Source organism: Salinifilum aidingensis, assembly GCF_054782015.1.
Map to the genome: position 1 here is coordinate 32083 of NZ_BAAGTH010000007.1, position 23973 is coordinate 56055.

Below are 23973 nucleotides of genomic sequence, written 5' to 3' on the forward strand. Positions count from 1 at the left end.
GCACGACCCCCGACCGGAGCAGTTGTTCGGAACGCTCCGGCAGCACCGCCTCCGGTGCTGTCCCGAACCGCCTCAGGTGCTGCGGGGTCGGGTGCTGCGGGGCCGGGCGGTGCTGCCGGAGTGGTGCGCCTCAGAGGCGGACCGGGTACTGCGGCTCCGGGATCGCCGGGCGGATCCGCCCCTCCACGAAGATCCCGTGCCAGATCATGAACACCAGCAGCGCCCACAACCGGCGGCTGTGGTCGAGAACGCCGGACCGGTGCTCCTCCAGCAGGCTCAGCACGGCCGTGCGGTCGAGCAGGTGGTCGGTCTGCGACTGCTGGACGATGTCGCGGGCCCAGTCGTGCATCTCGTCCTTGAGCCAGTGCCGGATCGGCACCGGGAAGCCGAGCTTGCGCCGGTTGAGCACGTGCGACGGGACGACCTTGCTCAGTGCCTGCCGCAGCGCGTACTTCGTCGTCTCGTTGGTGACCTTCTGCTCCAGCGGGATGGTGCGCGCGACGCGGAACACCTCGTTGTCCAGGAACGGAACGCGCAGCTCCAACGAGTTCGACATGGTGATCTTGTCGGCCTTGACCAGGATGTCGCCGCGCAGCCAGGTGAACAGGTCGACGTGCTGCATGCGGGTCACCGGGTCCCAGCCCTCCGAACGCCGGTAGGGCTCGCGGGTGACGTCCTGGTGGGCCACCCCCGGGTCGAAGGCGCGCATCAGCCCGCGCAGCTGGTCGTCGCGGAAGATCCGCGCGTTGCCGTAGTAGCGGTCCTCCAGGTTCAGCGATCCGCGCCGCAGCAGGTCCTTGCCGCGCACGCCCTCCGGAATGGCCGTGGAGACCTTGCCCATCGCCTTGCGCAACGTTCCCGGCACCCGCTCGAACGGGGCCAGCGACAGCGGTTCCCGGTAGATCGAGTAACCGCCGAAGAGCTCGTCCGCGCCCTCCCCGGAGAGCACGACCTTCACGTGCTGGCGCGCCTCGTTCGCGATGAACCACAGCGGCACCAGCGCCGGATCGGCGACCGGGTCGTCCAGGTACCACACGATCAGCGGCAGCGTGCGCATCATCTCCTCGGCCGAGACCGTGCGCACCACGTGCTTGACCCCGATCGCCGCGGCGGACTCGGCGGCGACGTCCACTTCGGAGTATCCCTGCCGCTCGAACCCGGTGGTGAACGTGACGAGGTTCGGGTTGTGCTCCTTGGCCAGCGCGGCGATCGCGGTGGAATCGATCCCGCCGGAGAGGAAGGCGCCGACGGTCACGTCCGCGCGCATGTGCTTGGACACGGAATCGCGCATCACGTCGACGATCTCGTCGTGCAGCCGGCGCTCCTCGACCTCGCTGTTGATGGTGCGCGCCTGGAACGCCGGGTGGAAGTAGCGCTCCGTGCGCACCTCGCCACCAGGGGTGACGGTGAAGGAGGTGCCCGACTCGATGCGGCGGACGGAGCGGTGCAGCGACTCCGGTTCGGGCACGTACTGCAGCAGCAGGTAGTGCTGGAACGCGCGGTGGTCCACGCTCTGGTCGAGCCCCAGCGCGCCGGTCAGCGTCAGCAGGCTCTTCTTCTCGCTGGCGAAGGCCGCCCCGCCCGGACCGGCGGCGTAGAACAGCGGCTTGATCCCGAACGGGTCCCGTGCGCCGAAGATCTCGCGGCGCTCGTTGTCCCAGATCAGGAAGGCGAACATCCCGCGCAGGCGCTCCAGCGCCGCGGAGCCGAGGTAGTGGTAGCCGGCCACGACGACCTCGGTGTCGCCGTCGGTGTTGAACTGCGCGCCGTGCTGCTCGCCGAGCTCGGACCGCAGCTCGAGGTAGTTGTAGATCTCACCGTTGAACAGGATCGTGTAGCGGCCGGGGTTCTCCGGCGGGCCCCAGTGCAGGGGCTGGTGGGAGTGTTCCAGGTCGATGATCGACAACCGGTTGAACCCGAAGACGGCTTCGCCGCCCTGCCACGTGTCGCTCTCGTCGGGTCCCCGGTGGCGCTGGCAGGGCAGGGCCCTGGCCACGGCGTCGGTCGCGCTCCGAGCGTGTTGCTCGCTGGGGCAGATCAGTCCAAGTAGGCCGCACACGCGTCTGCGCACCTCTCGTGTCGGCGGTGTCGTTCAGCTTGCTCGAGTCGGGACGGGTGTGCGCCGAACCCCCACCCGGCGCGCGTCCTGCACGCCAGTATGCCCGCTCCGGAACCGGCGGGCCGACCGACGGGGTCCCCGTGCGCGGGAAGCGCTCACCCGCAGGAGTGATCTCGGTCTCGATCAGCGCGGTGCGCGCGCGTTTCCTCCATGCGCCCGCGCGCAGGCGCCTCCCGCGCCGGCGCGGGCGTGCGCGCCCAAGGGCGCTGGGCAGCGCCGCAGAATCCCCCGAAGGGGATCCGACGTCGGGGACTTCGGAGACGAAAAGCGTCCGCGCGTGGCGGCCCCCGAAGCAGTATGGCGACTACACCTGGGCTACGCTCTGGCGCAGAATTCCGGCGGCGATCGGCCCGCCCGAGCGGGGCGGTCACGGCTGCACCGGTGAGTTTCACACTGAGGAGGCGTCGCGCAGTGGGCCTGAAGGAGGGGACCCGAGTGCCACGGCTGGTCAAGGTCGCTGGGCTGATCGGCCTGGTAGGTGTCGCGGCAACGGGCTGCACGACCGACGAGGTCCTGCGGTTCGGTTGGCCCCAGGCAGTCACCCCGCAGGCCGAGGCGATGCGCCAGTTGTGGACCTGGTCGGTGATCGCGGCACTCGCGGTGGGCGTGATCGTCTGGGGATTGATCTTCTGGTCGGTGGCCTTCCACCGGAAGAAGAGCACGGACGAGGAGCTGCCGCGCCAGTTCCAGTACAACGTCCCGCTGGAGATGATCTACACCGCGCTCCCGTTCGTGGCCATCGTGGTGCTGTTCTACTTCACCGCGGTCAACCAGAACTACGTCCTGGCCGAGGAGCAGGAACCGGACCAGACGGTGAACGTGACCAGCTTCCAGTGGAACTGGGAGTTCGAGTACCCGGGCTACCGGACCCCGAACGGCGAGCCGGTGCGCACCGTGGGCAGCAGTGACGAGATCCCGCTGCTGGTGCTGCCGACGGGCCAGAACATCGAGTACCGCCTGCGGTCCACCGACGTCATCCACTCGTTCTTCGTTCCGGAGTTCCACTTCAAGCGGGACACCTTCCCGCACCCGGAGAAGAACAACCAGGACAACGTCTTCCAGAACACCATCGACCGGGAAGGCGCCTTCGTCGGTCGCTGTGCCGAGCTGTGCGGCACGTACCACGCGATGATGAACTTCGAGGTCCGCGCGCTGTCGCCGGACAAGTTCGACCAGTACATGCAGCTGCGGACCCGGGTCAACCCGCAGACCGACGAGCCCTACACCGCTGCGGAAGCGCTGGATGAGATGAACTGCGGTGAGCTGTGCAGTCCGCAGGCGACCACCGGTGTCCCGTTCAACGAGGCGAGCGCTTCCGGCGCGGCGAGCTGAACGGCTATCGAGGGCGCCCGGTAGGGCGGACGGCGTGAGAGCGAGGACTCCATGAAGGTCGAAGCGAAGATCTTCAACTACATCACGGCTTTCTTCTTCCTGTCGGCGATCGTCTACGGCTTCTGGTCGAGGGAACCGGTCGGGACCGTGGCGTTGATCCTGGTGGGCTGCTTGGCGCTGCTCATCGGGACCTACTTCCAGTTCGTCGCCCGGCGCATCGCGGCGCGTCCCGAGGACGACCCCGAAGCCGAGATCAGCGACGGCTCCGGCGAGCTGGGCTTTTTCAGCCCGGGCAGCTACTGGCCCTTCGCGCTGGGTCTGTCCTGCGCGTTCGTCGGTGTGGCCATCGCGTTCTTCCACGTGTGGATGATCGTGTTCGCCACGGCGTTCGTGCTGATCACGGTCGCGGGGCTCGTCTTCGAGTACCACGCCGGCCCGAGCCACGACTGACGTCTGCTCCGATGGCGCGCGGTCCCGAACCGGGGGTTCGGGACCGCGCGTTCGTATGGGACGCGGACCATGGGTGCGGACCACCCGCACCGCCGCACGAGGTGACACGCTCGCGCGGCGGACGAGAGCCCCGTGCGGCGGACGAGACAGGAGGGTTGCCATGATCACCGCGATCGTGCTGATTCACACGGCAGCGGACCAGGTGAGCGAGGCCGCGGAGGCCATCGCGGACCTGGACGCGGTCAACGAGGTCTACTCCTGCGCGGGGGACGTGGACCTCATCGCGCTCCTGCGGGTCCCGCAGCACGAGGACCTGGCCGAGATCGTCCCCGGGCGGATCAACAAGGTCCCGGGCGTGCGGTACACGACGACGCACATCGCGTTCCGCTCGTACTCCCGCCGCGACACCGAGGCGACGTTCTCCCTCGGCATGGAGGAGGGGTGAGCGCTCCGCACCGCTGCCGGGGCGGGTCGTAGCGGGGCGCCGGCCTGGTCGCGCCAGGTGAGTGCAGGTCCCGCCACGCCCGGGTCGGGCCCTTCCCGCGCGTGCGGGGGGCGGCTCGGAAGCGTCGGGGGCGGTCAGGGCGAGCTGCGCTGCCCCTGCTCCGCGCGCAGCTGCGCCGTGCGCGCCACCCAGCGCTCCAGCAGTTCCCCCGCGGCTCCCGAGTCGACCGCGGCTGCTGCTCGTTCCAGGGCCGCGCGCAGCTGGGCGTGCAGGTCCTCGCCCGGGCCTTCGCGGGCCACCACGGCCCCGGCGGCGTTGAGCAGCACCGCGTCGCGCACGGGGCCCGTGCGGCCGGCGAGGAGCGCGCGGACCGATTCCGCGTTCACCGCGGGGGTACCACCGCGGAGCTGCTCCGATCCGGTCAGCGGCACGTCCAGCTCGCGCGGGTCGAGGCGGTGCTGCCGCACGGCGGCGTCGCGGACCACCCAGATCGTGCTGGGGGCGGTGGTGGTGATCTCGTCCATGCCGTCGTCGCCGCGCACGAGCAGCACCGAGTTGTTCCGCGCGGCGAACACGTCCGCCAGCACGGGAGCGAGCCGAACGTCCGCGCACCCGATCAGCCCGGCGGAGGGACGTGCGGGATTGGTCAGCGGTCCGAGCGCGTTGAACGCGGTCGGGATGCCGAGCTCCCGGCGGGGGCCGGCCGCGTGCTTCATCGCCGGGTGGAACACGGGTGCGAAGCAGAAGCCGATCCCCAGCTCGTCGATGCACCGCCGGACGGCCTCCGGCGGCAGCTCGATGTCCACCCCGAGCTCTTCCAGCACGTCGGCGGTGCCGCAGCTGGAGGAGGCGGCGCGGTTGCCGTGCTTGACCACCGGTGTTCCCGTCGCGGAGGCGACGAGCGCGGCCATGGTGGAGATGTTCACGCTGCCGCTGCGGTCGCCGCCGGTGCCGACGATGTCGACCGCTTCCCGCTCGATCGGCAGGGGGCGGGCGTGGTCGAGCATCGCATCGGCCATCCCGCGGATCTCCGCTGCCGTCTCCCCCTTGGCGCGCAGCGCGACGGCGAAGGCGGCGATCCGCTCCGGTGAGGCCTCCCCGGACATGATCAGGTCCATCGCCCAGGCGGTGTCCTCGACGGACAGATCACGGCCCGAGACCAGGCTGTTCAGCAGCTCCGCCCAACTTCCCGCCATCGTCGCCACAGCCGTCGCTTCCTTCCGGGGTCGCGTATACCCGAACGGTACCGGAACGCGGCGGGAGCACTGCTGCCCGGCGGGCGCGCTCGCGCCCGCGGACCTGCGGGAACACGCCCCGGCCGGGGCGGGCGAGTGGCCGATCGCGGCTGCCCGCGGGCTGGCAGCGGTAGGGGCGCAGCGTCCGGGCGGAGCCCGATCCTGCAGCTGCCGCGGTGTGCTGCCCGCGGACGGAGCCCCGTCCTGCTCGCCGCGGAGCCGTCAGGTGCGGGCCGCGGCGGTGTGCCCGCGGAGCACGTCGGCGACCGTCTCCGCCGCCGACAGCGGGTCGAGCGGGTGCACCAGCACGGCGTCCGCCTGCGACCACGTGGCCAGCCAGCGGTCGTCCCTGCGCCGCACCGTGACCAGCACCGGGGGGCAGCGGGTCAGCTCGTTCTTCAACTGGCGCGCCACCCCCATGCCGCCGGTGGGCTGCGCCTCCCCGTCGAGGACGAGCAGGTCCGCCCGCCCGGCGTCGGCCTCGGCGACCACGTCGGCCACGCCCGAGGCCTCCACGTAGGTCAGGCGCGCCAGGTCGGGAGCGGGGCGGCGGCCGATCGCCGAGATGATCGCCTCGCGGACCTCGGGGCGGTGGCTGAACACGACAACGGTGGTCGGGGTGCTCATCGGGCGCTCCTCTGCTCGACGCTCTGCTCGGCACCACGCGGGTCGGGAGTGGCCGGCTGCGTACCGACAGTAGCCGACCGGTTGTCCAGATCATAGCGGCGGCGCAGATCACATCCGCAAAAGATCACACCCCGGGCGGGATCGGCCGGCGCAGCGGCGGGGCGCGCACCCGGTCGGAGCCCCCGGATGTCCGCGGCGGTGGTGCGCGCCCCCGCCGCCGTCACGTGCGGTGATCGTCATGGCGCCCGGTGTTGCGCAGGCAAGGGGTTCGTGCGCGGCCGTGTGCACCGTGCGTCACTTCGACGGTGCTGCCCGATCACGCTGCGGCCACTGGGTGGACCCGAGAGCGCGCGCGGAAAACGTGCAAGACATAATGCGTCGCGTGACAACGGCAGCGCCCTCAATCAGTCAACGCGTGCACTCGCTGAACCGGCCGAACATGGTCAGCGTCGGAACCATCGTGTGGCTGGCGAGCGAGTTGATGTTCTTCGCTGGGCTCTTCGCCATGTTCTTCACGGTGAAGGCGCAGAACGAGGGCGAGTGGCCCCCACCGCCCGCGGAACTGAACCTCGCCTACGCCCTCCCGTTCACGATCATCCTGGTGGCGTCGTCGCTGACCTGCCAGTGGGGTGTGTTCGCGGCGGAGCGCGGCGACGTCTACGGCCTTCGCCGCTGGTACGTGATCACGTTGATCATGGGAACGATCTTCGTGCTCGGCCAGGCCGGTGAGTACTACACGCTGATCGCGGAGCACCACACGACGATCGCCTCGTCGGCCTACGGCACGGTCTTCTACATGACGACCGGCTTCCACGGTCTCCACGTGATCGGTGGTTTGCTCGCGTTCGTCTTCCTGATCATCCGGACGAAGCTCAGCAAGTTCACGCCGGCCCAGGCGATCTCCGCGATCGTGGTGTCGTACTACTGGCACTTCGTCGACATCGTGTGGATCGGCCTGTTCGCCGTGATCTACCTCGTGCCGTAGGCAGCGGAAGTACTCGAACCACCTGAACCGGACAGCAAGGGTTGCCGCACTCATGACCACCAAGAAGAAACGGAACCGCACGGGCTCAAAGCTCCGGCGGCGGCTTTCCGGTGTACTGGCGTTGGGCATCGCCCTGGTGGGCGCCGGTGGGCTCTACACCGTCGTGACTCCCGAGCCGGAGACCGCCCATGCCCAGGCGGAGCCGGCTCTGGTGCGCGAGGGGGAGCAGCTCTACAACAACGCGTGCATCACGTGCCACGGCTCGAACCTGGAAGGTGTCGAGGACCGCGGCCCGAGCCTCGTCGGGGTCGGCGAGGCCGCCGTGCACTTCCAGGTAGCCACCGGCCGGATGCCGATGGTGCGCCAGGAAGCGCAGGCCAGCCGCAAGCCGCCGAAGTTCTCGCCGGAGGAGATCGACGCCATCGCCGCCTACGTGCAGCGGCACGGCGGCGGACCGAAGTCCCCGGAGGAGAGCGGCGAGGCCCTGCGCGGTGACGACCCCGCCCGCGGTGGCGAGCTGTTCCGGTTGAACTGCGCGTCGTGTCACAACTTCACGGGCCGGGGCATCGCCATGTCCGAAGGCAAGTACGCCCCGAGCCTCGACGAGGCCAGCGAACGCGAGATCTACGAGGCGATGAAGACCGGTCCGCAGAACATGCCGAAGTTCTCCGACCGGCAGCTGACCCCGGAGGAGAAGCAGGACATCATCGCCTACGTGAAGTCGGTCACCAACGGCCCGAACAACCCGGGTGGTAACAGCCTCGGCGGCTACGGCCCCGGCCCGGAGATGATCGTGGCGTGGGTCGTCGGCCTCGGCGCGCTGATCGGCATCACCCTGTGGATCGGAGCCAGGGCATGAGTGAGCAGAAGAGGGAATACACCGAGGCCGAGCTGGCCGAGATGAGCCGCGACGAGAAGGTGCGGCTCGGTTTGGCGCTCGACGACGTCGAGCTCGTGGACTACCCGGACCCCTGGCCGGTGCAGGGGACCCGCGCCGAACGGCGGGCCGAGCGGTGGGTCGCGCTGTGGTTCTCCATCGCGGGCCTGTCCGCCCTGGCGTTCATCGCGGTGTTCCTGTTCTGGCCGTGGGAGTACGTCAATCCGCTGGAGGACGAGCGCGGGCACTTCATCTACTCGATGTACAACCCGCTGATCGGCTTCTTCCTCGGGTTGTCGATCCTGGCGGTCGGCATCGGCGTGGTGCTGTACCAGAAGAAGTTCATCCCGCACGAGACGGCGGTGCAGCAGCGGCACGACGGCCACGCTTCCAGCGAGACGGACCGGCAGACCACCGCGGCGCTGCTCGCCGACGCCGGCAGCCGCAGCGGGATCGCCCGCCGGTCGATGATCAAGCGCTCCGCCGGCTTCGGCGTCGGCGCCTTCGGCATCGGCGCCGGCGTCTACGCCCTCGGCGGTCTCGTCCGCAACCCGTGGAGCGGGGAAGCGGCCGGCACGCTGGAGCACACCGGCTGGGCCTCGCCGCACGGCGAGAAGACCTACCTGCGGCGCGACACCGGTGATTCGCACGAGATCTCGCTGGTCCGCCCCGAGGACATCGACGCGGGCGGTTTCGAGACGGTCTTCCCGTTCCGCGAGTCGATGCGGCACAACGAGGAAGAGCTCGCCGAGGCGATGCACAAGGGCGACGCGCCGGTCATGCTGATCCGGCTGCGCCCCGGGTCGGCACCGGTCAAGCGCAAGGGCCACGAGGACTTCAACTACGGCGACTACTACGCCTACTCGAAGATCTGCACCCACCTGGGCTGCCCGACCTCGTTGTTCGAGCAGCAGTCCGGGCGCCTGCTGTGCCCGTGCCACCAGTCGCAGTTCGACGTGGTGCACACCTACGCCAAGCCCGTGTTCGGACCGGCGACGCGCGCGCTGCCGCAGTTGCCGATCACGGTCGACGAGGAGGGGTACTTCGTGGCGCGGGGCGACTTCACCGAGCCCGTGGGTCCGGCATATTGGGAGCGCAATTCATGAGTTCGATCACCACGCCCACGAAGCCGGAGAGCGCTGCCTACCGGAAAGCCGCCCAGGCCTCCGACGAGCTGGACAGCCGGTTCCAGCTCGCGCCCGGTATGCGCAGGCAGCTCAACAAGGTCTTTCCGACGCACTGGTCGTTCCTGCTCGGCGAGATCGCCCTCTACACCTTCATCCTGCTGCTGATCACGGGCACCTACCTGGCGTTCTTCTTCGACCCGTCGATGGCCGAAGTGGAGTACCAGGGCGTGTTCACGAACCTGCGCGGCGTGGAGATGTCCCGGGCGTTCGAGAGCACGTTGGACATCTCCTTCGAGGTGCGCGGCGGGCTCTTCGCGCGGCAGCTGCACCACTGGGCGGCGCTGCTGTTCCTCGCGTCGATGGTGGTGCACATGTTCCGGATCTTCTTCACCGGAGCGTTCCGCCGCCCGCGCGAGACGAACTGGATCATCGGCATCCTGCTGTTCATCACCAGCATGTTCGAGGGCTTCACCGGCTACTCGCTGCCGGACGACCTGCTCTCCGGTACCGGTGTCCGGATCGCCTCGGGCATCACGATGTCGGTGCCGGTGGTCGGTACCTGGATGCACTGGATCCTCTTCGGCTCGGAGTTCCCCGGAACCGAGTTCGTCCCGCGGTTCTACCTGATACACGTGTTCGTGCTACCCGGCATCATCCTGCTGCTGATCGCGGTGCACCTGGCGCTGGTGTGGTACCAGAAGCACACCCAGTTCCCGGGCGTGCGGCGCACCGAGAGCAACGTGGTCGGCGTGCGGATCATGCCGGTGTTCGCGGTCAAGGCCGGCGGTTTCTTCGCGATCGTGACCGGTGTCTGCGCCATCATGGCCGGCGTCTTCCAGATCAACGGCGTGTGGAACCTCGGGCCCTACCTCGCCTCGCAGGTCTCGGCCGCTTCCCAGCCCGACTGGTACATCCTCTGGACGGAGGGCTCGAGCCGGTTGTGGCCCGCCTGGGAGGTCTACCTCGGTCCGTTCACCATCCCGGCGGCGTTCTTCCCGACCGCGCTGTTCATGGGGCTGATCTTCGGGATCGCCGCGGCCTACCCGGCCCTCGAGCGGAAGCTGACCAAGGACGACGCGCACCACAACCTGCTGCAGCGCCCGCGCGATGCTCCGGTGCGGACGAGCCTGGGCGCGATGGCGGTCTCGTTCTTCGTCCTGCTGCTGCTGTCCGGTATCAACGACATCATCGCGTTCCAGCTGGACATCTCGTTGAACGCGACGACGTGGGCCGGCCGCATCGGGGTGCTCATCGTGCCCCCGATCGCCTACTACGTCACCTACCGGATCTGCCTGGGCCTGCAGCGGTCCGACCGCGAGGTCCTCGAGCACGGCATCGAGACCGGCATCATCAAGCGGCTGCCGCACGGCGAGTTCATCGAGGTGCACCAGCCGCTGGGGCCGACCGACGAGCACGGTCACCCCGAGCCGCTGCCGTACCAGGGCACTCCGGTGCCCAAGCGCATGAACAAGCTCGGCGCCGCGGGCAAGCCGCGGCCGGGCAGTCTGCTGCGGCCGGACCCGCCGGAGGAGACCGAAGCGCTGGAGCGCGCGCACGCGGAGCAGCACGAGCAGCCCGAAGGCGCCGAGCGCGCAGAAGGCACCGAGCGCGAGGTGACCTCCCGGGGCTCGTCGAGCTCGCACGAGTAAGGGTCCTCGCACGCGCGAGGCCGCCCGGTCAGCAGCGAGGCCGGTCAGCAACGAGGCCCGGTCCCCGGAAGGGGGCCGGGCCTCGCTGCGCGCGGTCGGACGGTGCTGCGCGGTTCGTCCGGGTGCGGTGGGCGTGTCGGCGGGACCGTCCGCGCGAGCGCCGACCTACCGTGGTGCCATGTCTTCTCTCCAGGACGAGCAGGTGCGGGAGTTCCTCGGCGCCGGGACCCGGACGGGGATGCTCGGATTCACCGCCTCCGACGGACGTCCTCTCGTCGCCCCGGTGTGGTTCCTCGTGGACGGCTCCGAGCTCGTGTTCAACACCGGCGCGGACACGGCCAAGGGGAGGTCGATCGCCCGGGATCCGCGCGTGGCCCTGTGCGTGGACGACGCGCGGTGGCCGTACGCGTTCGTGCAGGTGCAGGGGCGGGTGCGCACGTCGGAGGACCCGGCGGAGCTGCTGCGCACCGCGACGGAGATCGCCCGCCGCTACGTCGGCGACGAGCGCGCGGAGGAGTTCGGGCGGCGCAACGGGGTTCCCGGTGAGCTCGTGGTGCGGTTGACGCCGAGCAAGATCAACGCTGTGTTCGACATGGTCGCCTGAGGAAGCCGTGCTCCGGAAGCGCTCAGTCGACCGCGCCGTAGGGCGTGCGGCCGGCGTCGGCCCGTTCGGCCCAGTGCCGCCAGGTTCCCGCGGCGCGCACCGGTTCGCTCCACGGCACCGCGCAGCGCACCAGCCGGGTCCCGTCCGCGATGAGCCACCGGTGGACGATGCGCACCTCGTCGGCGGGGGCGCCGCGGAGCGGGCCGGTTGCGGGCCGCACGGTCTGCGCCGCCGCCTGCAGTTGATCGACGACGGGCATCGGCGGCACACCGCGCCGCGCGTGTCCGGCGGCGGCGAGCAGCCCGTGGCGGACGACGGCGAGCTGCCAGCCGCCCGTGCCGTCGGGGTGGGCGGCGACGAGTTCCGGGACGGCGCACAGGTTCGCGTGCCGGTGTCCCTGGTCGAGTGCGCGGATGAGCGCGGCCATCCGGTCGCGGTGCGCGGCGGCGTCCTCGAAGCGCTGCTCCTGGCCGAGGCGGAGGAGTTCGTCGTGCAGCCGGTGCAGCGGCGCGTCGCCGGTACCGCGCATGAGTGCGCGCACCGCCGCCACGTCGGCCCCGTAGTCAGCGGTGCTCTGCAACCCGGCGCACGGAGCGCGGCAGCGGCCGAGCTCGTGCAGCGCGCACGGCGAGCCCGTCGGGGTGCGCGGGATGCGCTGGGTGCAGCGTCGCAGCATCGTGCTGTCGTGCAGCGTGTCGGCGGCCTCCTGCGCGCGACCGCGCGAGGAGAACGGGCCGAGCGCCTCCGCGCGGGGTTCGCGCACCACGGACAACCGCGGGAACGGCTCCTCGGTGAGCACCACCCACCAGGCCCGCTCCGGGAACCGCGAGCGGCGGTTGTAGCGGGGCTGGTGCGCGGCCAGCAGCCGGAGTTCGCGCACTTCCGCTTCCAGCGGGTGGGCGCAGCGGACGTGTTCGACGCGGTGGGCGAGCCCGACCATCTCCCGGACGCGGGAGCGACGTTCGGCTGCGGTGAAGTACTGCCGCACGCGTTTTTTCAGGTCGCTCGCGGTGCCGATGTAGAGCACCTCGTCGTTGGGGCCGCGGAACAGGTACACGCCGGGGGCGTGCGGCAGCTCGTCGGCGAGCGTGCGCTGCCGCCGCTGCTGCGGGGTGACTGAGGGCAGGAACGAGCGCAGCTCCTCCAGCGTGCCCACACCGCGCGTGCCGACGCGTTCGAGCAGGGCGTGCAGCACGTCGACGGTGGTGCGGGCGTCGTCGAGGGCGCGGTGGCTCGGCTGGTTCTCCGCGCGCAGCACGCGTGCCAGGGTGGCCAGCTTGTGGTTCGGGGCCTCCTCGCGCAGGAGGGCGCGCCGGGAGAGCCGGAGGGTGCAGATCGACACGGGTTTCGGCCAGGTGATGTTCAGCCGCGCGCACTGGGCTTTCAGGAAGCCGACGTCGAACGGTGCGTTGTGCGCGACGAGCACGCAGCCGCGGCAGAACTCGAGGAAGGCGGGCAGCGCGGTGTCGATGCGCGGAGCGTCCGCGACGAGCGCGTCGGTGATGCCGGTGATGGAGGTGACCGCAGGGGGGATCGGGCGTTCCGGGTCGACGAGCGTGCTGAACTCGCCGAGGGTGCGACCGCCCCGGGTCTTCACCGCGCCGATCTCGGTGATGCGGTCGTCCTCGCGGTCGGCTCCGGTCGTTTCCAGGTCGACGACGACGAACGTGGTCGCGTGCAGCGGGGTATCCGCGTCAGCGGGGTCGTCGAGCCGCAGCTGGGTCGGGGCGGGAGGACGGGTGGGCATCGGTGGACACGGTACTGCGGGGCTCCGACGTTCCCGGGGCGCGGCAGGGACGTTCCCGGGGCGCGGCAGGGGCCGCGGAAGGGCTGGTGGCGGTCCTCATGAGGTGCGCGGGGACGGTTTAGCCTGTGGGGGTGGAAGGCTCGAGCGCACGGGGCAGCAGTTCAGCGGGCGGCCCGGAGGACGGCGGCCCGGAGGGAGGTGCAGCGGACGAGGCGCCCGCTCCGGACGAGTCCGCCTCCGCGGAGGGGCGGGCCGCAGGTGCGGATGTCGACTGGTCGGCGGCGCCCACACCGATCCGCCGTCGGCTCGCCGAGCTCGCCGCCGCTGCCCTGGACGCGATGCGTCCGGCGGACGTGCCCGTCCCGCTGCGGCCGGTGATGCGCTTCGCCCCGGCCAAACGCGCGCGTCTCGGCGAGGAGGCGCTGCTGGCGGGTCTGCGCGATTCCGCGGTGTTCCGCGCCGCCGTGGTGGAGTGGTGCCGCCGGAACCGCCCGGAGGCGGTGAGCCTCGAGGACCCCGATCCGGTCGTGGCCGCGGCAGCGGGGCTGCTGCGCGATTCCCCGGCGGCGGACCGCTGCGTCGAGCTCGTCTCCTTCCGCACCGAGCAGGGGCGGCTGCGGCACGAGCTGGACACCGAACGCCGCCGCTGCGAACGCCTGGAGACGGAGGCCCACGAGCTGCGTGCCGAGCTCGATCGGGCGCGGCAGGAGGCCGAGCAGGCCAAGAACGACGGGGGTGAGGCGCAGCGCATGCGCAAGCGCCTGCGCGAGCAGGGGGTGCGGCTCAAGGAGGCGAAGGACGACGCGGCGCGTGCGCGGCAGGAGCTCGAGCAGCTCCGGCAGGAGCAGCAGGACGAGCAGGAGCGGCTGCACGCCGAAGTGGAACGCGCGCGCTCGCGCGAGCAGGAGCAGCGCCGGCGCGCCGAGCACGCCGCCGCCGAGACCGAGGTGGCGCGCCAGTCCGCGCGGGAGGCGCGCCAGGGCGACGAGATGCGGCTCGCTCTGCTGCTGGACACGTTGGACGGTGTGACCGCGGGGCTGCGGCGGGAGTTGGCGCCGGGTGGCACGGGGCCGCGCCCGGCGGAACTGGTGGAGCGCACCCACCGCACCGCCGGCGGTTCGATGGCGCTGTCCGAAGGGCCGATGCTCGACCGCATCCTGCGGTTGCCCGAGGTGCACCTGGTCGTGGACGGCTACAACGTGACCAAGACGGGCTACCCCGAGCTTCCGCTGGCCGATCAGCGCGAACGGCTGACGCACCAGCTGGCGGCGCTCGCTGCGCGCACGGGCGCGGAGGTGACGGCGGTCTTCGACGGGGCCGATGTCCTCGCGGTGCCGACGGCCGCGCCGCGCGGGGTGCGCGTGCTGTTCAGCGACCCCGGTGTGCAGGCCGATGACGTGATCAGGGAGGTCGTCGCGGCGGAGCCGTGGGGGCGTCAGGTGGTGGTGGCCACCTCGGATCGCGAGATCGTCGACTCGGTCGTGGCGCACCGCTCCTACGTGGTGTCCTCGACGGCTCTGCTGGAGCACATCGGGCGCATCTGAGCGGCCCCGCGCGCAGCGGGATCACCGGGTGGGGTGGCGCGCGCGACGTGCTCCTCGCCCTGCGTGGCGGCGGGTGGGAGCAAGCCGCGGCACTGTCACCGCATCAGCGGTTTTCCCGGATGCTTCACCACGATCAGTGTTCAGAGCTGCTCTTTTTGTGAAACTGTGCCGGTGTGCCCACATTTTGCGCCCCACGTATGGACGCCTACGTTCACATTTCGTAACCTTGCGCGAGACCGCGCGGCGATCGTCGTCCACCTGGGACGGCCCGCGCGTCGCCGCTGAACCGGCTGGTCGGGGAGCCGGACCGGACGGTCCCGGGCAGGTGCGCCGATCCGGTCGGGCGAGGACGTGCCCTCGTCCGCGCCCGCGCAGTGGTTCGAGGAGAGCGAAGGAGCAGTGCGCGACGTGGCGTCGCACCGATCGAAGCGTTCCATGCGGGGTGCTCTCGCAGCGACGGCGGTGGTCACCGCCGTGGGGATGAGTTCAGCGCCCGCGCTGGCGGATCCGCCCCTTCCCGACAATGCGACGGACGCCGCCCGCGAAGTCCGCGAGCTGTCGCACAAGACCGAGCAGGTCACCGAAGAGGCGAAGAAGGCGGCGGACGATCACCGAGCGAAGAAGGAGGAGCTCGACCGGGCCAGTGCCGAGGCGGTGCGGGCCGAGCGGGTCGCCGACCAGGCGCGGACCGAGGAGCAGCGGTTCCGCGGCAGGGTCGACGAGCTCACGAGCGCGTCCTACCAGGGTGCGCGGCTGAACAAGCTCTCCGCGCTGCTGGCCAGCGAGTCCCCGAACGATTTCCTGGACCGGGCCGCCACTCTGGACGTGCTCGCCCAGGACAACAACGAGGTCATCCACAGGCTCGCCGCGGCGACCGACCGCGCGGAGAAGGCCGAGACGCGCTCGCAGCAGGCGCGGGACCGCGCGGCGAAGGCCGAACGCGAGGCCGCGCGGATCGCCCAGGACATGGAGCGCAAGCGCGCCGAGATGGAGCAGCGCGTCGCCGAGGTCCAGCAGCGCTACGACGAGCTCAGCCAGCAGGAGCAGGAGTCGCTGGTCACCGATGGTTCCACGGACGTGGGCGCGGTCGCCGGCTCCGGTGCGGCGGTGACGGCCGTCAACGCCGCGCTCGGCAAGCAGGGCTCGCCCTACGTCTGGGGCGCTAAGGGGCCGGACAGCTTCGACTGCTCGGGCCTGACCTACTGGGCCTACGAGCAGGCCGGGGTGAGCATCGGGGGTTCGACGAAGACGCAGATCTCCGACGGCGAGAGCGTCAGCTCCAGCGAGCTCAAGCCGGGCGACCTCATCTTCTACTACAGCCCGGTCAGCCACGTGTCCATGTACATCGGCAACGGCAAGGCGGTGCACGCGCCCACCCAGGGCGACGTGGTCAAGGTCGACGACTACGACGACATCGGCCCGGTGACGGAGATGCGGCGCATCGCGGGCTGATCCCGCCCGGCACACCGGTCGGTCGGTCCCGATCGGGGCCGACTCCGGTGGGGCGGGGCGCGGAACGCACTGCGGGCCGCCTCCTCCGAGGAGGCGGCCCGCAGTCGCGCGCAGCGCAGCTCAGGAGCCCAGCAGCTCAGGAGCCCAGCAGCTCAGGAGTACAGGGCTTCGATCTCGGTTGCGCGGTTCTCGGCGACCTTGCCGCGCTTGACCTTCAAGCTGGGCGTGAGCTCCCCGGTGGACTCGGTGAAGTCCTGCGGGAGGATGCGGAACTGCTTGATCTGCTCGGCGTGCGAGACGAGCTGGTTGGCGTCGTCGACGGCCTTCTGCACCTCGACCCGCAGATCCGGGTCCTCGGCGATCTGCTCGGCGGGCGTGTCCGCGGAGCGGCCGTGGTTGGTCAGCCAGGTGGGCAGGAACTCGGGGTCGAGCGTGATGAGCGCGCCGATGAACGGCCGCTGGTCACCGACGACCATGCACTGGCTGATCAGCGGGTGCGCCCGCATCCGGTCCTCCAGCGTGGTGGGGGCGACGTTCTTGCCGCCCGCGGTCACGATGATCTCCTTCTTGCGGCCGGTGATGTGCAGGAAGCCGTCCTCGTCGAGGCTGCCGAGGTCGCCGGTGTGGAACCAGCCGTCCTCGAGGGACTCCGCGGTGGCGGCGGAGTTGTTCCAGTAGCGGTCGAAGACGATGTCGCCCTTGATGAGGACCTCGCCGTCCTCGGCGATGCGCACCGACGTGCCGGGGATCGGCCGGCCGACGCTGCCGATGCGGTAGGCGTCTTCGACGTTGACCGTGGCCGCGGCCGTGGTCTCGGTGAGCCCGTAGCCCTCGAGCACCGGAACGCCGACGCCGTGGAAGAAGTGGGTGAGGCGCTCCCCGAGCGGAGCGCCGCCGGAGACGGCGGCGATGCAGTTGCCGCCGAGGGCCGCGCGGAGCTTGGTGTAGACGAGCTTGTCGAAGACGGCGTGCTTGAGGCGCAGGCCCAGGCCGATGCGCCCCTGCACCTTGGCCTTGCTGTACTCGACGGCGGTGGCCTCGGCGGTGTCGAACACGCGCCCCTTGCCCTCGGAGTGCGCCTTCTGCTTGGCGGAGTTGTAGACCTTCTCGAACACCCGCGGAACCGCCAGCACGAAGGTGGGGCGGAAGGATCCGAGGTCCTCGACGAGGTTCTTGATGTCGCCGGTGTGGCCGAGGGTGATCCGCGTGTACACGCAGGTGATCGTGATCGCGCGGGCGAGCACGTGCGCCATGGGCAGGAACATCAGCATCGAGTTGCCCGGCTGCATCAGCTGCGGGAACGCCGTGGAGTCCGCGCGGATCTCGGCCAGCAGGTTGCGGTGCGTGAGCACGCACCCCTTGGGGCGGCCGGTGGTGCCGGAGGTGTAGATCAGCGTGGCCGGGTCGTCCGCTGCCACGGCGCGGCGGCGCTGGTGCACGTCCTCGTCGGCGATGTCGGCGCCGAGGGCGGTGAGCTCGGCGACGGCGCCGGAGCCGCCCTCACCGGGGTCGATCTGCCACAGGTGGGCGGCCTCGGGCAGCGAGTCCCACACGCTGGCGAGTTCGGCGCGGTGCTGCTGGCTTTCCACGACCACCGCGCGCGCCCCCGAGTCGCTCATGATCCACTCGGCCTGGTCGGCGGCCGAGGTCTCGTAGATGGGGACGGTGACGCACCCGCTGGTCCAGATGGCGAAGTCGAACAGGCTCCACTCGTACCGGGTCCGGGCCATCAGCCCGATGCGGTCCCCCGGGTTCAGCCCGGCGGCGATGAACCCCTTGGCGACGGCGAGGACCTGCTCGGCGAACTCGGCGGCGGTGACGTCGATCCACGTGCCGTCGACCTGGCGACGGAAGCTCACGTTGTCGCCGTGCTGCTCCGCGTTGTCCCACACCATCCCGGTGAGGTTCTCGTCATCGGCCACTGTGACCGTGGCGGGGGCGTTGAACTCTCGCACCTCGAAACCTCCGAAAACACGCCGTCGTGCGCACAAACCTAACGCTGATAGTTACTCAGCGGTAGTCCCAGATTTGCCTCCACTGGTCAACAACCGAACGAGCGATGTCGCTCGGAGTGACACCGCCCCCGGAGGACTGGCGCCCCCGGCGAGTTGGGCCCGGGGAGTTGGGCGGGTTCCGTCCCGTCGTCGAGGCGCCGCCCGCCGCGGAACCCGCCTTCAGGGTAGTCCCGCCTGTTCGCACCGTGACGATCACTGCGCGGATGCCGCCGTTCCGGGTCGCTGGCTCGGTCGACGGCTCCGGGACGGATACGGTGGACCGCACGGTACGCGAGGAGTCCGGAAGGGGTTTGTGCGGTGCGGGTCCACGTCGTGTCCGACGTGCACGGCAACGTCGAGGCGCTCAAGAGGGCCGGGGACGGGGCGGACGCCCTCGTCGTGCTCGGCGATCTCATCGACTTCGTGGACTACCACGACCACCGCGGGGGGATCCTCGGCCGGATCTTCGGCCCGGAGAAGGTGGCGCGCTTCGCCGAACTGCGGCGCAACCGGCGCGGCTCCGAGCTCGGCGCCTACGCGCGCTCGCTGTGGGAGAGCCTGTCCGACCCCGCCCGCGTCGTCGACGAAGCGGTCCGCGAGCAGTACGGCGAGCTGTTCGCCGCGCTGCCGGCGCCCACGTACGCCACGCCGGGCAACGTGGACGCGCCCCGCCTGTGGCCCGAGTTCGCGGGCGAGGGGGTGCACGTGCTCGACGGCGACAGCGCCGTGATCGGCGGGCTGCGCTTCGGGTTCGTGGGTGGCACCGTGCTGCCGCCCGGGGCGACGCTGCGGCGCCACGCCGCCTGGGTGCCCTACATCCGCCCCCGGGAGGAGTACGACGCGGCGCTGGCGCAGTTGCCGGAGACCGACGTGCTGTGCACCCACGTCCCGCCCGCGCTGCCGGAGCTCACCTACGACGTCTACGCCCGCCGGCTGGAGGTCGGCTCGTCCGCGCTCGTCGACCGCATCCGCGGCGACAGTCCGCGGTGGTCGCTGTTCGGCCACGTGCACCAGCCGCTGGCGCAGCGCATGCGCGTCGGCCGCACCGAGTGCGTCAACGTCGGCCACTTCAAGCAGAGCGAGCGGCCGTACGTGCTCGAGTGGTGATCCGGGACCGGGCGGTGGTCCCGGCGCGAGCTCCGAACCGGCCGCAGGACACACCTCGGGCGCGGACCGGCGGCACGACGCGACCCGGTAGCCTGCGACTATGGTCGATCAGTCCACCCAGTCCATCGTGATCGAGGCACCGGCGTCGCGGATCATGGCGGTCATCGCGGATTTCCCGGCCTATCCCGAGTGGGCCGAGGCGGTGAAGGAGACCGAGGTGCTGTCCCGGACCGGGGACGGCGCCGCCGAGCAGGTCCGCTTCGTCCTGGACGCGGGCGTGGTGCGCGACACCTACGTCAACTCCTACGAGTGGGCCGCGGACGGGCTGTCGGTGAGCTGGACCCTCGTCGAGGGCCAGGTGCAGAAGGCGCAGCACGGCACCTACCGGCTCCGACCGCTCGACGACGACCGCACCGAGGTGACCTACAGCCTCGCCGTGGACCTGTCCGTGCCCATGATCGGCCTGTTCAAGCGCAAAGCCGAGAAGATGATCATGGACACGGCCCTGAAGGAGCTCAAGCGGCGCGTCGAAGGCGCGTGACCGTCCCGGCCGGGACGTGCGTGATCCTGCAGTCGTCCACGAAAGGCCGCCGTTGCGAATCCTGCTGTTCACCGGCAAGGGGGGAGTCGGCAAGACCACCCTGGCCGCCGCGAGCGCCGCGAAGGCGGCCGACGACGGCGGCAAAGTCCTCGTCGTGTCGACCGACCAGGCCCACTCCCTCGGCGACGCGCTCGGCACCGAGCTCTCCGCGGACCCCGCGGAAGTTCCCCTGCGCAGCGGCGCCGCGGTCTGGGCGGCGGAGATCGACGGGCGCCGCCTGGTGGACGAGTCCTGGGCGGACCTGCGCCACCACCTGCGCACCGTGCTGCGGGGAGCCGGGGTCGACGAGATCGAGGCGGCCGAACTGAGCGCGCTGCCCGGTGTGGAGGACCTGCTCGCGCTCGCCGAAGTGCACCGGTTCGCCGCGGGCGACGTGTGGGACGCGGTCGTCGTCGACTGCGGACCGACCGCCGAGACGCTGCGCCTGCTCAGCCTGCCCGAAGCGCTGCACGGCTACTTGGCGCGCCTGTTCCCCGAGCACCGCCGGGCGGTGCGCGGAGTGCTCGCCGGCATCGCGGGCAGCGACCAGGTGCAGCGCTGGAACGAGGTGGCCGACGCGGTGGGCCGCCTCGCCGAGCGCCTCACCGAGCTGCGCGGGATGCTCACCGCGCCCGGCACCGGCGTGCGCGTGGTCGCCACAGCCGAACCCGTCGTCGCCGCCGAAACCCGCCGCACCCTCACGGCGCTGGCGCTGCACCGGTTGCGCGTGGACGCGGTGCTGGTCAACCGCGTGGTGCCCGACCCGGGCTCCGCGCGCGGCGAAGCGGCGGCGTGGCTGCGGGCGCGGCGCCGCGAGCAGGAGCGCGTCGTCGCCGAGCTGCGCGCCGGCACCGACGTGCCCGTGGTGACCGTGCCGCACCACCCGGACGGACCGGTGGGTGCCGACCCGCTCGGCGCGCTCGGCGAGCAGCTCTACACCGCCGACTCCGTCTGGGCGGGCGACCCGCTGCACGTCGAGGCGAGCGCACCGGGGATGCGCGTCGAGCGCTCGGGGACCGGGCTCGACGCCCGCTACGCGCTGTGCCTGCCCCTGCCGCTGCCCGCGCGGGCCGAGGTGGAGCTCGCGCGGATCGGGGACGAACTGGCGGTGACGATCGACGGGCGGCGCCGCCTGATCGCGCTGCCCTCGGTGCTGCGCCGGTGCACGGTCGGCGCGGCCGTGGCCGGCGACGACGGGCTGGTCGTGGACTTCCACCCCGACCCGAACCTGTGGATGCGGTGAGAACATGACGCACGGTCCGGAGACAGGGAACCCGCACGGCACCCCGCACGATCCCGGGTCCCCGCACGATCACGACACGGCCTCCGGAGGGCGCGCCCATTCCGGCGGCCCCGTGGGCGGGGAGCAGCTGTCCGCCGAGCTGCGCGCGCTGCTCGAGGACCTCGGCGCCTGGACCGGCACCCGGGAGGCGCAGGGCGACAGCGGGGGCGACGGCGGGGACGACCGCCCCGGGGAGTGCAGCTGGTGCCCGCTGTGCGCGCTCGCGGGACTGGTGCGGCAGCGGCACCCGGAGCTGCTGATCCAGCTCGTCGAGGCGCTGCGCGCGCTGCGGACCGCGGTGGCCGCCCGGTTCCCGGAGCACGCGGGCGCGACGAGCGCGACCGAGGCGGCCACCGCCGAGGCCGCCGATGCGCACCGGGCGGACCCCGCCGGTGCGGAACCCACGAGCAAGGCCGAGCGGATCACCGTGCGACGGGTCGACGGGCCGGTCACCGCGGCGGAGGGCTCGGCACCCGGAGGGGGGACGAGTTCCGTTGCTGACCATCGGCGTTGACATCGGAGGCACGAGCCTGCGCGCGAGCGTCGTCGACGCGGACGGCGCGATCCACGCGACGCGGCGCGTGCCCACCGCGGACACCCACGAGGGGCTCACCACCGGCCTCGCGGAGACGGTGGGGGCGCTCGCCGCGGAGCACCCGGTCTCCGCCGTGGGGCTCGCCGTGGCGGGTTTCGTGAGCGCGGACCAGCGCGTCGTGCGCTTCGCCCCGCACCTGCCCTGGCGGCAGGTGGCGGTGGCCGACGAGTTGCACGAGCGGCTGGGCCTGCCGGTGGTTCTCGAGCACGACGCGAACGCGGCCGCCGTGGCGGAACAGCGCTTCGGGGCCGCCACGGACTCCCGGGTGAGCGTGCTCATCGCGCTGGGCACGGGCATCGGCGGCGCGCTGGTCGTCGACGGCGAGCTCTTCCGGGGGGCCCACGGGGTGGCCCCGGAGTTCGGGCACCTGCGCCTCGTGCCGAACGGCCGCCCGTGCTCGTGCGGCAAGCAGGGCTGCTGGGAGCGGTACTGCAGCGGCACGGCGCTGGTGGACACCGCGGTCGAACTCGGCGTGCCCGCGGCGGGCGGTGCCTCCGGGGAGGAGCTCACCGGAGTGTCCGTCGCGCGCGCGGCGGAGGCGGGCGACCCGGCCGCGCGCCGCGCCGCGGACGAGCTGGGGCGCTGGCTCGGCGAGGGGCTCGCCCTCGTCGCCGACGTGTACGACCCCGAGGTCGTGGTGATCACCGGCGGGGTCTCGGACTCGGCGCCGCTGTTCCTGGAGACCGCCCGCCAGCACTACGCCGACGTGGTCACCGGTGCGGGGCACCGGCCGCTGGCGGACGTCCGGGTGGCCCGCTGCGGCGACCGGGCGGCGCTGATCGGCGCCGCCGCGCTCGCCCGCTCCCGCGCGTCGTCCCGGTGGGGGGAGCCGTCCCGGTTGGGGGAGCCGGCCACCACCCGCGCCTGCTCGTGACCTCCCCTCACGACCTTCCCGGTGACCGTTCCCGGCGGGGCCCCGCGCCTGCAGCCGGGTGGCCCTCACACCCGCGCGCCGTCGTCATCGTCGTGATCGGAGGGGCCGCGGCGCAGCCGGAACAGCAGCCAGCCGATCCCGGCGCTGACGAGCACCAGCCCCAGCGGCATCGTGACCGGCGAGGCCAGTCCGGCCAGCCCGGGCACGAGCAGCATCAGCACCCCGAAGGCGATGACGGCGACCCCGCCGATCGCGCCGCCGCTGGGAGCTTTCAGCGGGGGCGGCTCCGGCGGGACGAAGTGCTCGTCCTCCGGGTCCTCGGCGGGAGTCCAGTCGCGCGGCCCGCTACCGGGAGACGCGGTCTCCGCGCTCGGCGGCGCGTCCGCGGACCCCGCGGTGGAGTCCTCCGCACCGCTCGCGTCCCCACCGCTCGCGTCCCCGGACGATGGGGAGGACCAGCGGTCGAACTGGGGGTCGTCTTCCAGCCCGGCGACGATCTCCGCGAACGCCGCGTCGATGTCTTCCGGTCCGTCGGGATCGTTCTGGCGCGTGCTCATGAGGATTCCTCGGCGCGGTCGCGGTGGATGCGGTGCAGGAATTCGACGCTACCGCTGAACACCGTCGGTGCGTCGTGGTCCAGGGTGGCGACGTGGTGGCTGTTCGGCAGCACGGCTTCGCTGCGATCCTGACTGCCCACGCCGTTCAGCACAATCCGGGCGTTGGCCGGCTCCACGACGTGGTCGATCGTCGAGCGGTACACGACCACCGGCTGGTGGACGGTGGGCAGATCCGCGCGCACCTGCCGCCACAGGCCGCGCAGGCTGTTCGCCGCCCGCAGCGGCAGCCGGTCGTAGGCGATCTCGTGCGCGCCCGGTTTCGCGATGTCCCCGCTGATCCCCCGCAGCGCCGGTACGACGCGCGAGACGACGGGGAGCAGCAGGTTCCCCCGCTGCCACGTGGCCACCGACGGGTTCACCAGGAGCACTCCGGCGACGTCGGGGTGCTGCTGGGCCAGCCGGAGGGCGAGGGCACCGCCCATCGACTGCCCCGCGACGGCGACCGCGGAGCACCGCGTGCGCAACTGCAGCAGCGCGTCCTCCACGGCGCCGTACCAGTCCGTCCAGCGCGTGCGGTTGAGCTCCTGCCACCGCGTGCCGTGGCCCGGCAGCAGCGGGCAGGTGACGGTGTACCCCGCGGCGTGCAGGTGCTCGCCCCACGGCCGCATGCTCTGCGGCGTGCTGGTGAAGCCGTGGCAGAGCACGACGCCGATCTCCCGCGCGCCGTCCCATGTGAACGGATCGGCTCCGGGAAGTAAGGTGTGCGCGCCGGGGATCGACTCGGACACGGG

General features: G+C 71.7%; 22 protein-coding genes. 15 read left to right on the forward strand and 7 right to left on the reverse strand.

What is annotated here, in order from left to right:
* Window positions 1-130: 130 nt before the first annotated feature.
* Window positions 131-2059 (reverse strand): asparagine synthase (glutamine-hydrolyzing), encoded by a 1929-nt coding sequence (gene asnB, locus ACYVJE_RS11070; protein ID WP_459158963.1) that lies wholly within the window; start codon window positions 2057-2059, stop codon window positions 131-133.
* Window positions 2060-2530: 471 nt separating this feature from the next.
* Between asnB and ctaC the strand changes: the two genes are divergently transcribed.
* The 3 genes from ctaC to ACYVJE_RS11085 all read left to right on the forward strand — a co-directional run bounded on the left by ctaC (window position 2531) and on the right by ACYVJE_RS11085 (window position 4346).
* Entirely contained in the window at window positions 2531-3451 is a 921-nt protein-coding gene (ctaC, locus tag ACYVJE_RS11075) for an aa3-type cytochrome oxidase subunit II (protein WP_459158964.1), read from the forward strand.
* 51 nt (window positions 3452-3502) lie between these two features.
* On the forward strand, window positions 3503-3901 hold the full coding sequence (locus ACYVJE_RS11080; RefSeq protein ID WP_459158965.1) for a cytochrome c oxidase subunit 4: 399 nt from the start codon (window positions 3503-3505) through the stop codon (window positions 3899-3901).
* A gap of 160 nt (window positions 3902-4061) precedes the next feature.
* The gene (locus ACYVJE_RS11085) at window positions 4062-4346 is read left to right on the forward strand and encodes an Lrp/AsnC family transcriptional regulator (RefSeq protein WP_459158966.1); all 285 of its coding nucleotides are present in this window, start codon (window positions 4062-4064) and stop codon (window positions 4344-4346) included.
* 134 nt (window positions 4347-4480) lie between these two features.
* Here ACYVJE_RS11085 and trpD read toward each other — a convergent pair whose 3' ends face one another.
* A complete protein-coding gene (gene trpD / locus ACYVJE_RS11090; protein WP_461144498.1) occupies window positions 4481-5542 on the reverse strand; it encodes an anthranilate phosphoribosyltransferase in 1062 nt (353 codons plus the stop codon).
* Between the two features lie 261 nt (window positions 5543-5803).
* Window positions 5804-6208, reverse strand: a complete 405-nt coding sequence (locus tag ACYVJE_RS11095; protein WP_461144379.1) for a hypothetical protein — start codon at window positions 6206-6208, stop codon at window positions 5804-5806.
* Window positions 6209-6581: 373 nt separating this feature from the next.
* Between ACYVJE_RS11095 and ctaE the strand changes: the two genes are divergently transcribed.
* The 5 genes from ctaE (at window position 6582) to ACYVJE_RS11120 (ending at window position 11450) form a co-directional block, all read left to right on the forward strand.
* On the forward strand, window positions 6582-7193 hold the full coding sequence (gene ctaE, locus ACYVJE_RS11100) for an aa3-type cytochrome oxidase subunit III (RefSeq protein ID WP_459158969.1): 612 nt from the start codon (window positions 6582-6584) through the stop codon (window positions 7191-7193).
* Between the two features lie 52 nt (window positions 7194-7245).
* Window positions 7246-8052, forward strand: coding sequence for a cytochrome bc1 complex diheme cytochrome c subunit (gene qcrC / locus ACYVJE_RS11105; RefSeq protein ID WP_459158970.1), 807 nt, complete (start codon window positions 7246-7248; stop codon window positions 8050-8052).
* Entirely contained in the window at window positions 8049-9176 is a 1128-nt protein-coding gene (gene qcrA / locus ACYVJE_RS11110) for a cytochrome bc1 complex Rieske iron-sulfur subunit (RefSeq protein WP_461144380.1), read from the forward strand. The genes qcrC and qcrA overlap by 4 nt, the downstream gene beginning before the upstream one ends.
* The gene (gene qcrB / locus ACYVJE_RS11115) at window positions 9173-10846 is read left to right on the forward strand and encodes a cytochrome bc1 complex cytochrome b subunit (protein ID WP_461144381.1); all 1674 of its coding nucleotides are present in this window, start codon (window positions 9173-9175) and stop codon (window positions 10844-10846) included. The genes qcrA and qcrB overlap by 4 nt, the downstream gene beginning before the upstream one ends.
* Before the next feature lie 178 nt (window positions 10847-11024).
* Window positions 11025-11450: a PPOX class F420-dependent oxidoreductase gene (locus ACYVJE_RS11120; RefSeq protein ID WP_461144382.1), complete on the forward strand. Its 426-nt coding sequence runs from the start codon at window positions 11025-11027 to the stop codon at window positions 11448-11450.
* Window positions 11451-11472: 22 nt separating this feature from the next.
* Here ACYVJE_RS11120 and ACYVJE_RS11125 read toward each other — a convergent pair whose 3' ends face one another.
* The gene (locus tag ACYVJE_RS11125) at window positions 11473-13197 is read right to left on the reverse strand and encodes a DEDD exonuclease domain-containing protein (protein ID WP_461144383.1); all 1725 of its coding nucleotides are present in this window, start codon (window positions 13195-13197) and stop codon (window positions 11473-11475) included.
* A 131-nt stretch (window positions 13198-13328) separates the two neighbouring features.
* On the opposite strand from ACYVJE_RS11125, the gene ACYVJE_RS11130 reads away from it, so the two are divergent.
* Entirely contained in the window at window positions 13329-14741 is a 1413-nt protein-coding gene (locus ACYVJE_RS11130) for an NYN domain-containing protein (protein WP_461144384.1), read from the forward strand.
* 480 nt (window positions 14742-15221) lie between these two features.
* A complete protein-coding gene (locus tag ACYVJE_RS11135; protein WP_461144385.1) occupies window positions 15222-16193 on the forward strand; it encodes a C40 family peptidase in 972 nt (323 codons plus the stop codon).
* A gap of 152 nt (window positions 16194-16345) precedes the next feature.
* Here ACYVJE_RS11135 and ACYVJE_RS11140 read toward each other — a convergent pair whose 3' ends face one another.
* Window positions 16346-18148 (reverse strand): AMP-dependent synthetase/ligase, encoded by a 1803-nt coding sequence (locus ACYVJE_RS11140; RefSeq protein WP_459158977.1) that lies wholly within the window; start codon window positions 18146-18148, stop codon window positions 16346-16348.
* A gap of 357 nt (window positions 18149-18505) precedes the next feature.
* Here ACYVJE_RS11140 and ACYVJE_RS11145 point away from each other — a divergent pair, with 357 nt between their 5' ends.
* From ACYVJE_RS11145 to ACYVJE_RS11165, 5 genes are all read left to right on the forward strand, one after another.
* A complete protein-coding gene (locus ACYVJE_RS11145; protein WP_461144386.1) occupies window positions 18506-19294 on the forward strand; it encodes a metallophosphoesterase family protein in 789 nt (262 codons plus the stop codon).
* Window positions 19295-19394: 100 nt separating this feature from the next.
* Window positions 19395-19835 (forward strand): SRPBCC family protein, encoded by a 441-nt coding sequence (locus ACYVJE_RS11150; RefSeq protein ID WP_461144387.1) that lies wholly within the window; start codon window positions 19395-19397, stop codon window positions 19833-19835.
* 52 nt (window positions 19836-19887) lie between these two features.
* Entirely contained in the window at window positions 19888-21117 is a 1230-nt protein-coding gene (locus tag ACYVJE_RS11155) for an ArsA family ATPase (RefSeq protein WP_461144388.1), read from the forward strand.
* Between the two features lie 4 nt (window positions 21118-21121).
* Window positions 21122-21670, forward strand: coding sequence for a hypothetical protein (locus ACYVJE_RS11160; protein WP_461144389.1), 549 nt, complete (start codon window positions 21122-21124; stop codon window positions 21668-21670).
* Window positions 21651-22625 (forward strand): ROK family protein, encoded by a 975-nt coding sequence (locus ACYVJE_RS11165; RefSeq protein WP_461144390.1) that lies wholly within the window; start codon window positions 21651-21653, stop codon window positions 22623-22625. The genes ACYVJE_RS11160 and ACYVJE_RS11165 overlap by 20 nt, the downstream gene beginning before the upstream one ends.
* 65 nt (window positions 22626-22690) lie before the next feature.
* Here ACYVJE_RS11165 and ACYVJE_RS11170 read toward each other — a convergent pair whose 3' ends face one another.
* On the reverse strand, window positions 22691-23182 hold the full coding sequence (locus tag ACYVJE_RS11170; RefSeq protein ID WP_461144391.1) for a DUF308 domain-containing protein: 492 nt from the start codon (window positions 23180-23182) through the stop codon (window positions 22691-22693).
* Window positions 23179-23970, reverse strand: coding sequence for an alpha/beta hydrolase (locus tag ACYVJE_RS11175; RefSeq protein ID WP_461144392.1), 792 nt, complete (start codon window positions 23968-23970; stop codon window positions 23179-23181). Before ACYVJE_RS11175 ends, ACYVJE_RS11170 begins: the two co-directional genes overlap by 4 nt.
* Window positions 23971-23973: the final 3 nt, after the last annotated feature.

Bases quoted from the DNA above. Each gene is read 5' to 3' on its own strand.
- qcrC (WP_459158970.1), top strand. From the start codon at position 7,246: ATGACCACCAAGAAGAAACGGAACCGCACGGGCTCAAAGCTCCGGCGG.
- ACYVJE_RS11085 (WP_459158966.1), top strand. From the start codon at position 4,062: ATGATCACCGCGATCGTGCTGATTCACACGGCAGCGGACCAGGTGAGC.
- ACYVJE_RS11170 (WP_461144391.1), bottom strand. From the start codon at position 23,182: ATGAGCACGCGCCAGAACGATCCCGACGGACCGGAAGACATCGACGCG.
- ACYVJE_RS11135 (WP_461144385.1), top strand. From the start codon at position 15,222: ATGAGTTCAGCGCCCGCGCTGGCGGATCCGCCCCTTCCCGACAATGCG.
- ACYVJE_RS11160 (WP_461144389.1), top strand. From the start codon at position 21,122: ATGACGCACGGTCCGGAGACAGGGAACCCGCACGGCACCCCGCACGAT.
- qcrA (WP_461144380.1), top strand. From the start codon at position 8,049: ATGAGTGAGCAGAAGAGGGAATACACCGAGGCCGAGCTGGCCGAGATG.
- ACYVJE_RS11150 (WP_461144387.1), top strand. From the start codon at position 19,395: ATGGTCGATCAGTCCACCCAGTCCATCGTGATCGAGGCACCGGCGTCG.
- ACYVJE_RS11095 (WP_461144379.1), bottom strand. From the start codon at position 6,208: ATGAGCACCCCGACCACCGTTGTCGTGTTCAGCCACCGCCCCGAGGTC.
- ACYVJE_RS11125 (WP_461144383.1), bottom strand. From the start codon at position 13,197: ATGCCCACCCGTCCTCCCGCCCCGACCCAGCTGCGGCTCGACGACCCC.
- ctaE (WP_459158969.1), top strand. From the start codon at position 6,582: ATGCGTCGCGTGACAACGGCAGCGCCCTCAATCAGTCAACGCGTGCAC.
- ACYVJE_RS11080 (WP_459158965.1), top strand. From the start codon at position 3,503: ATGAAGGTCGAAGCGAAGATCTTCAACTACATCACGGCTTTCTTCTTC.
- trpD (WP_461144498.1), bottom strand. From the start codon at position 5,542: ATGGCGGGAAGTTGGGCGGAGCTGCTGAACAGCCTGGTCTCGGGCCGT.
- qcrB (WP_461144381.1), top strand. From the start codon at position 9,173: ATGAGTTCGATCACCACGCCCACGAAGCCGGAGAGCGCTGCCTACCGG.
- ACYVJE_RS11120 (WP_461144382.1), top strand. From the start codon at position 11,025: ATGTCTTCTCTCCAGGACGAGCAGGTGCGGGAGTTCCTCGGCGCCGGG.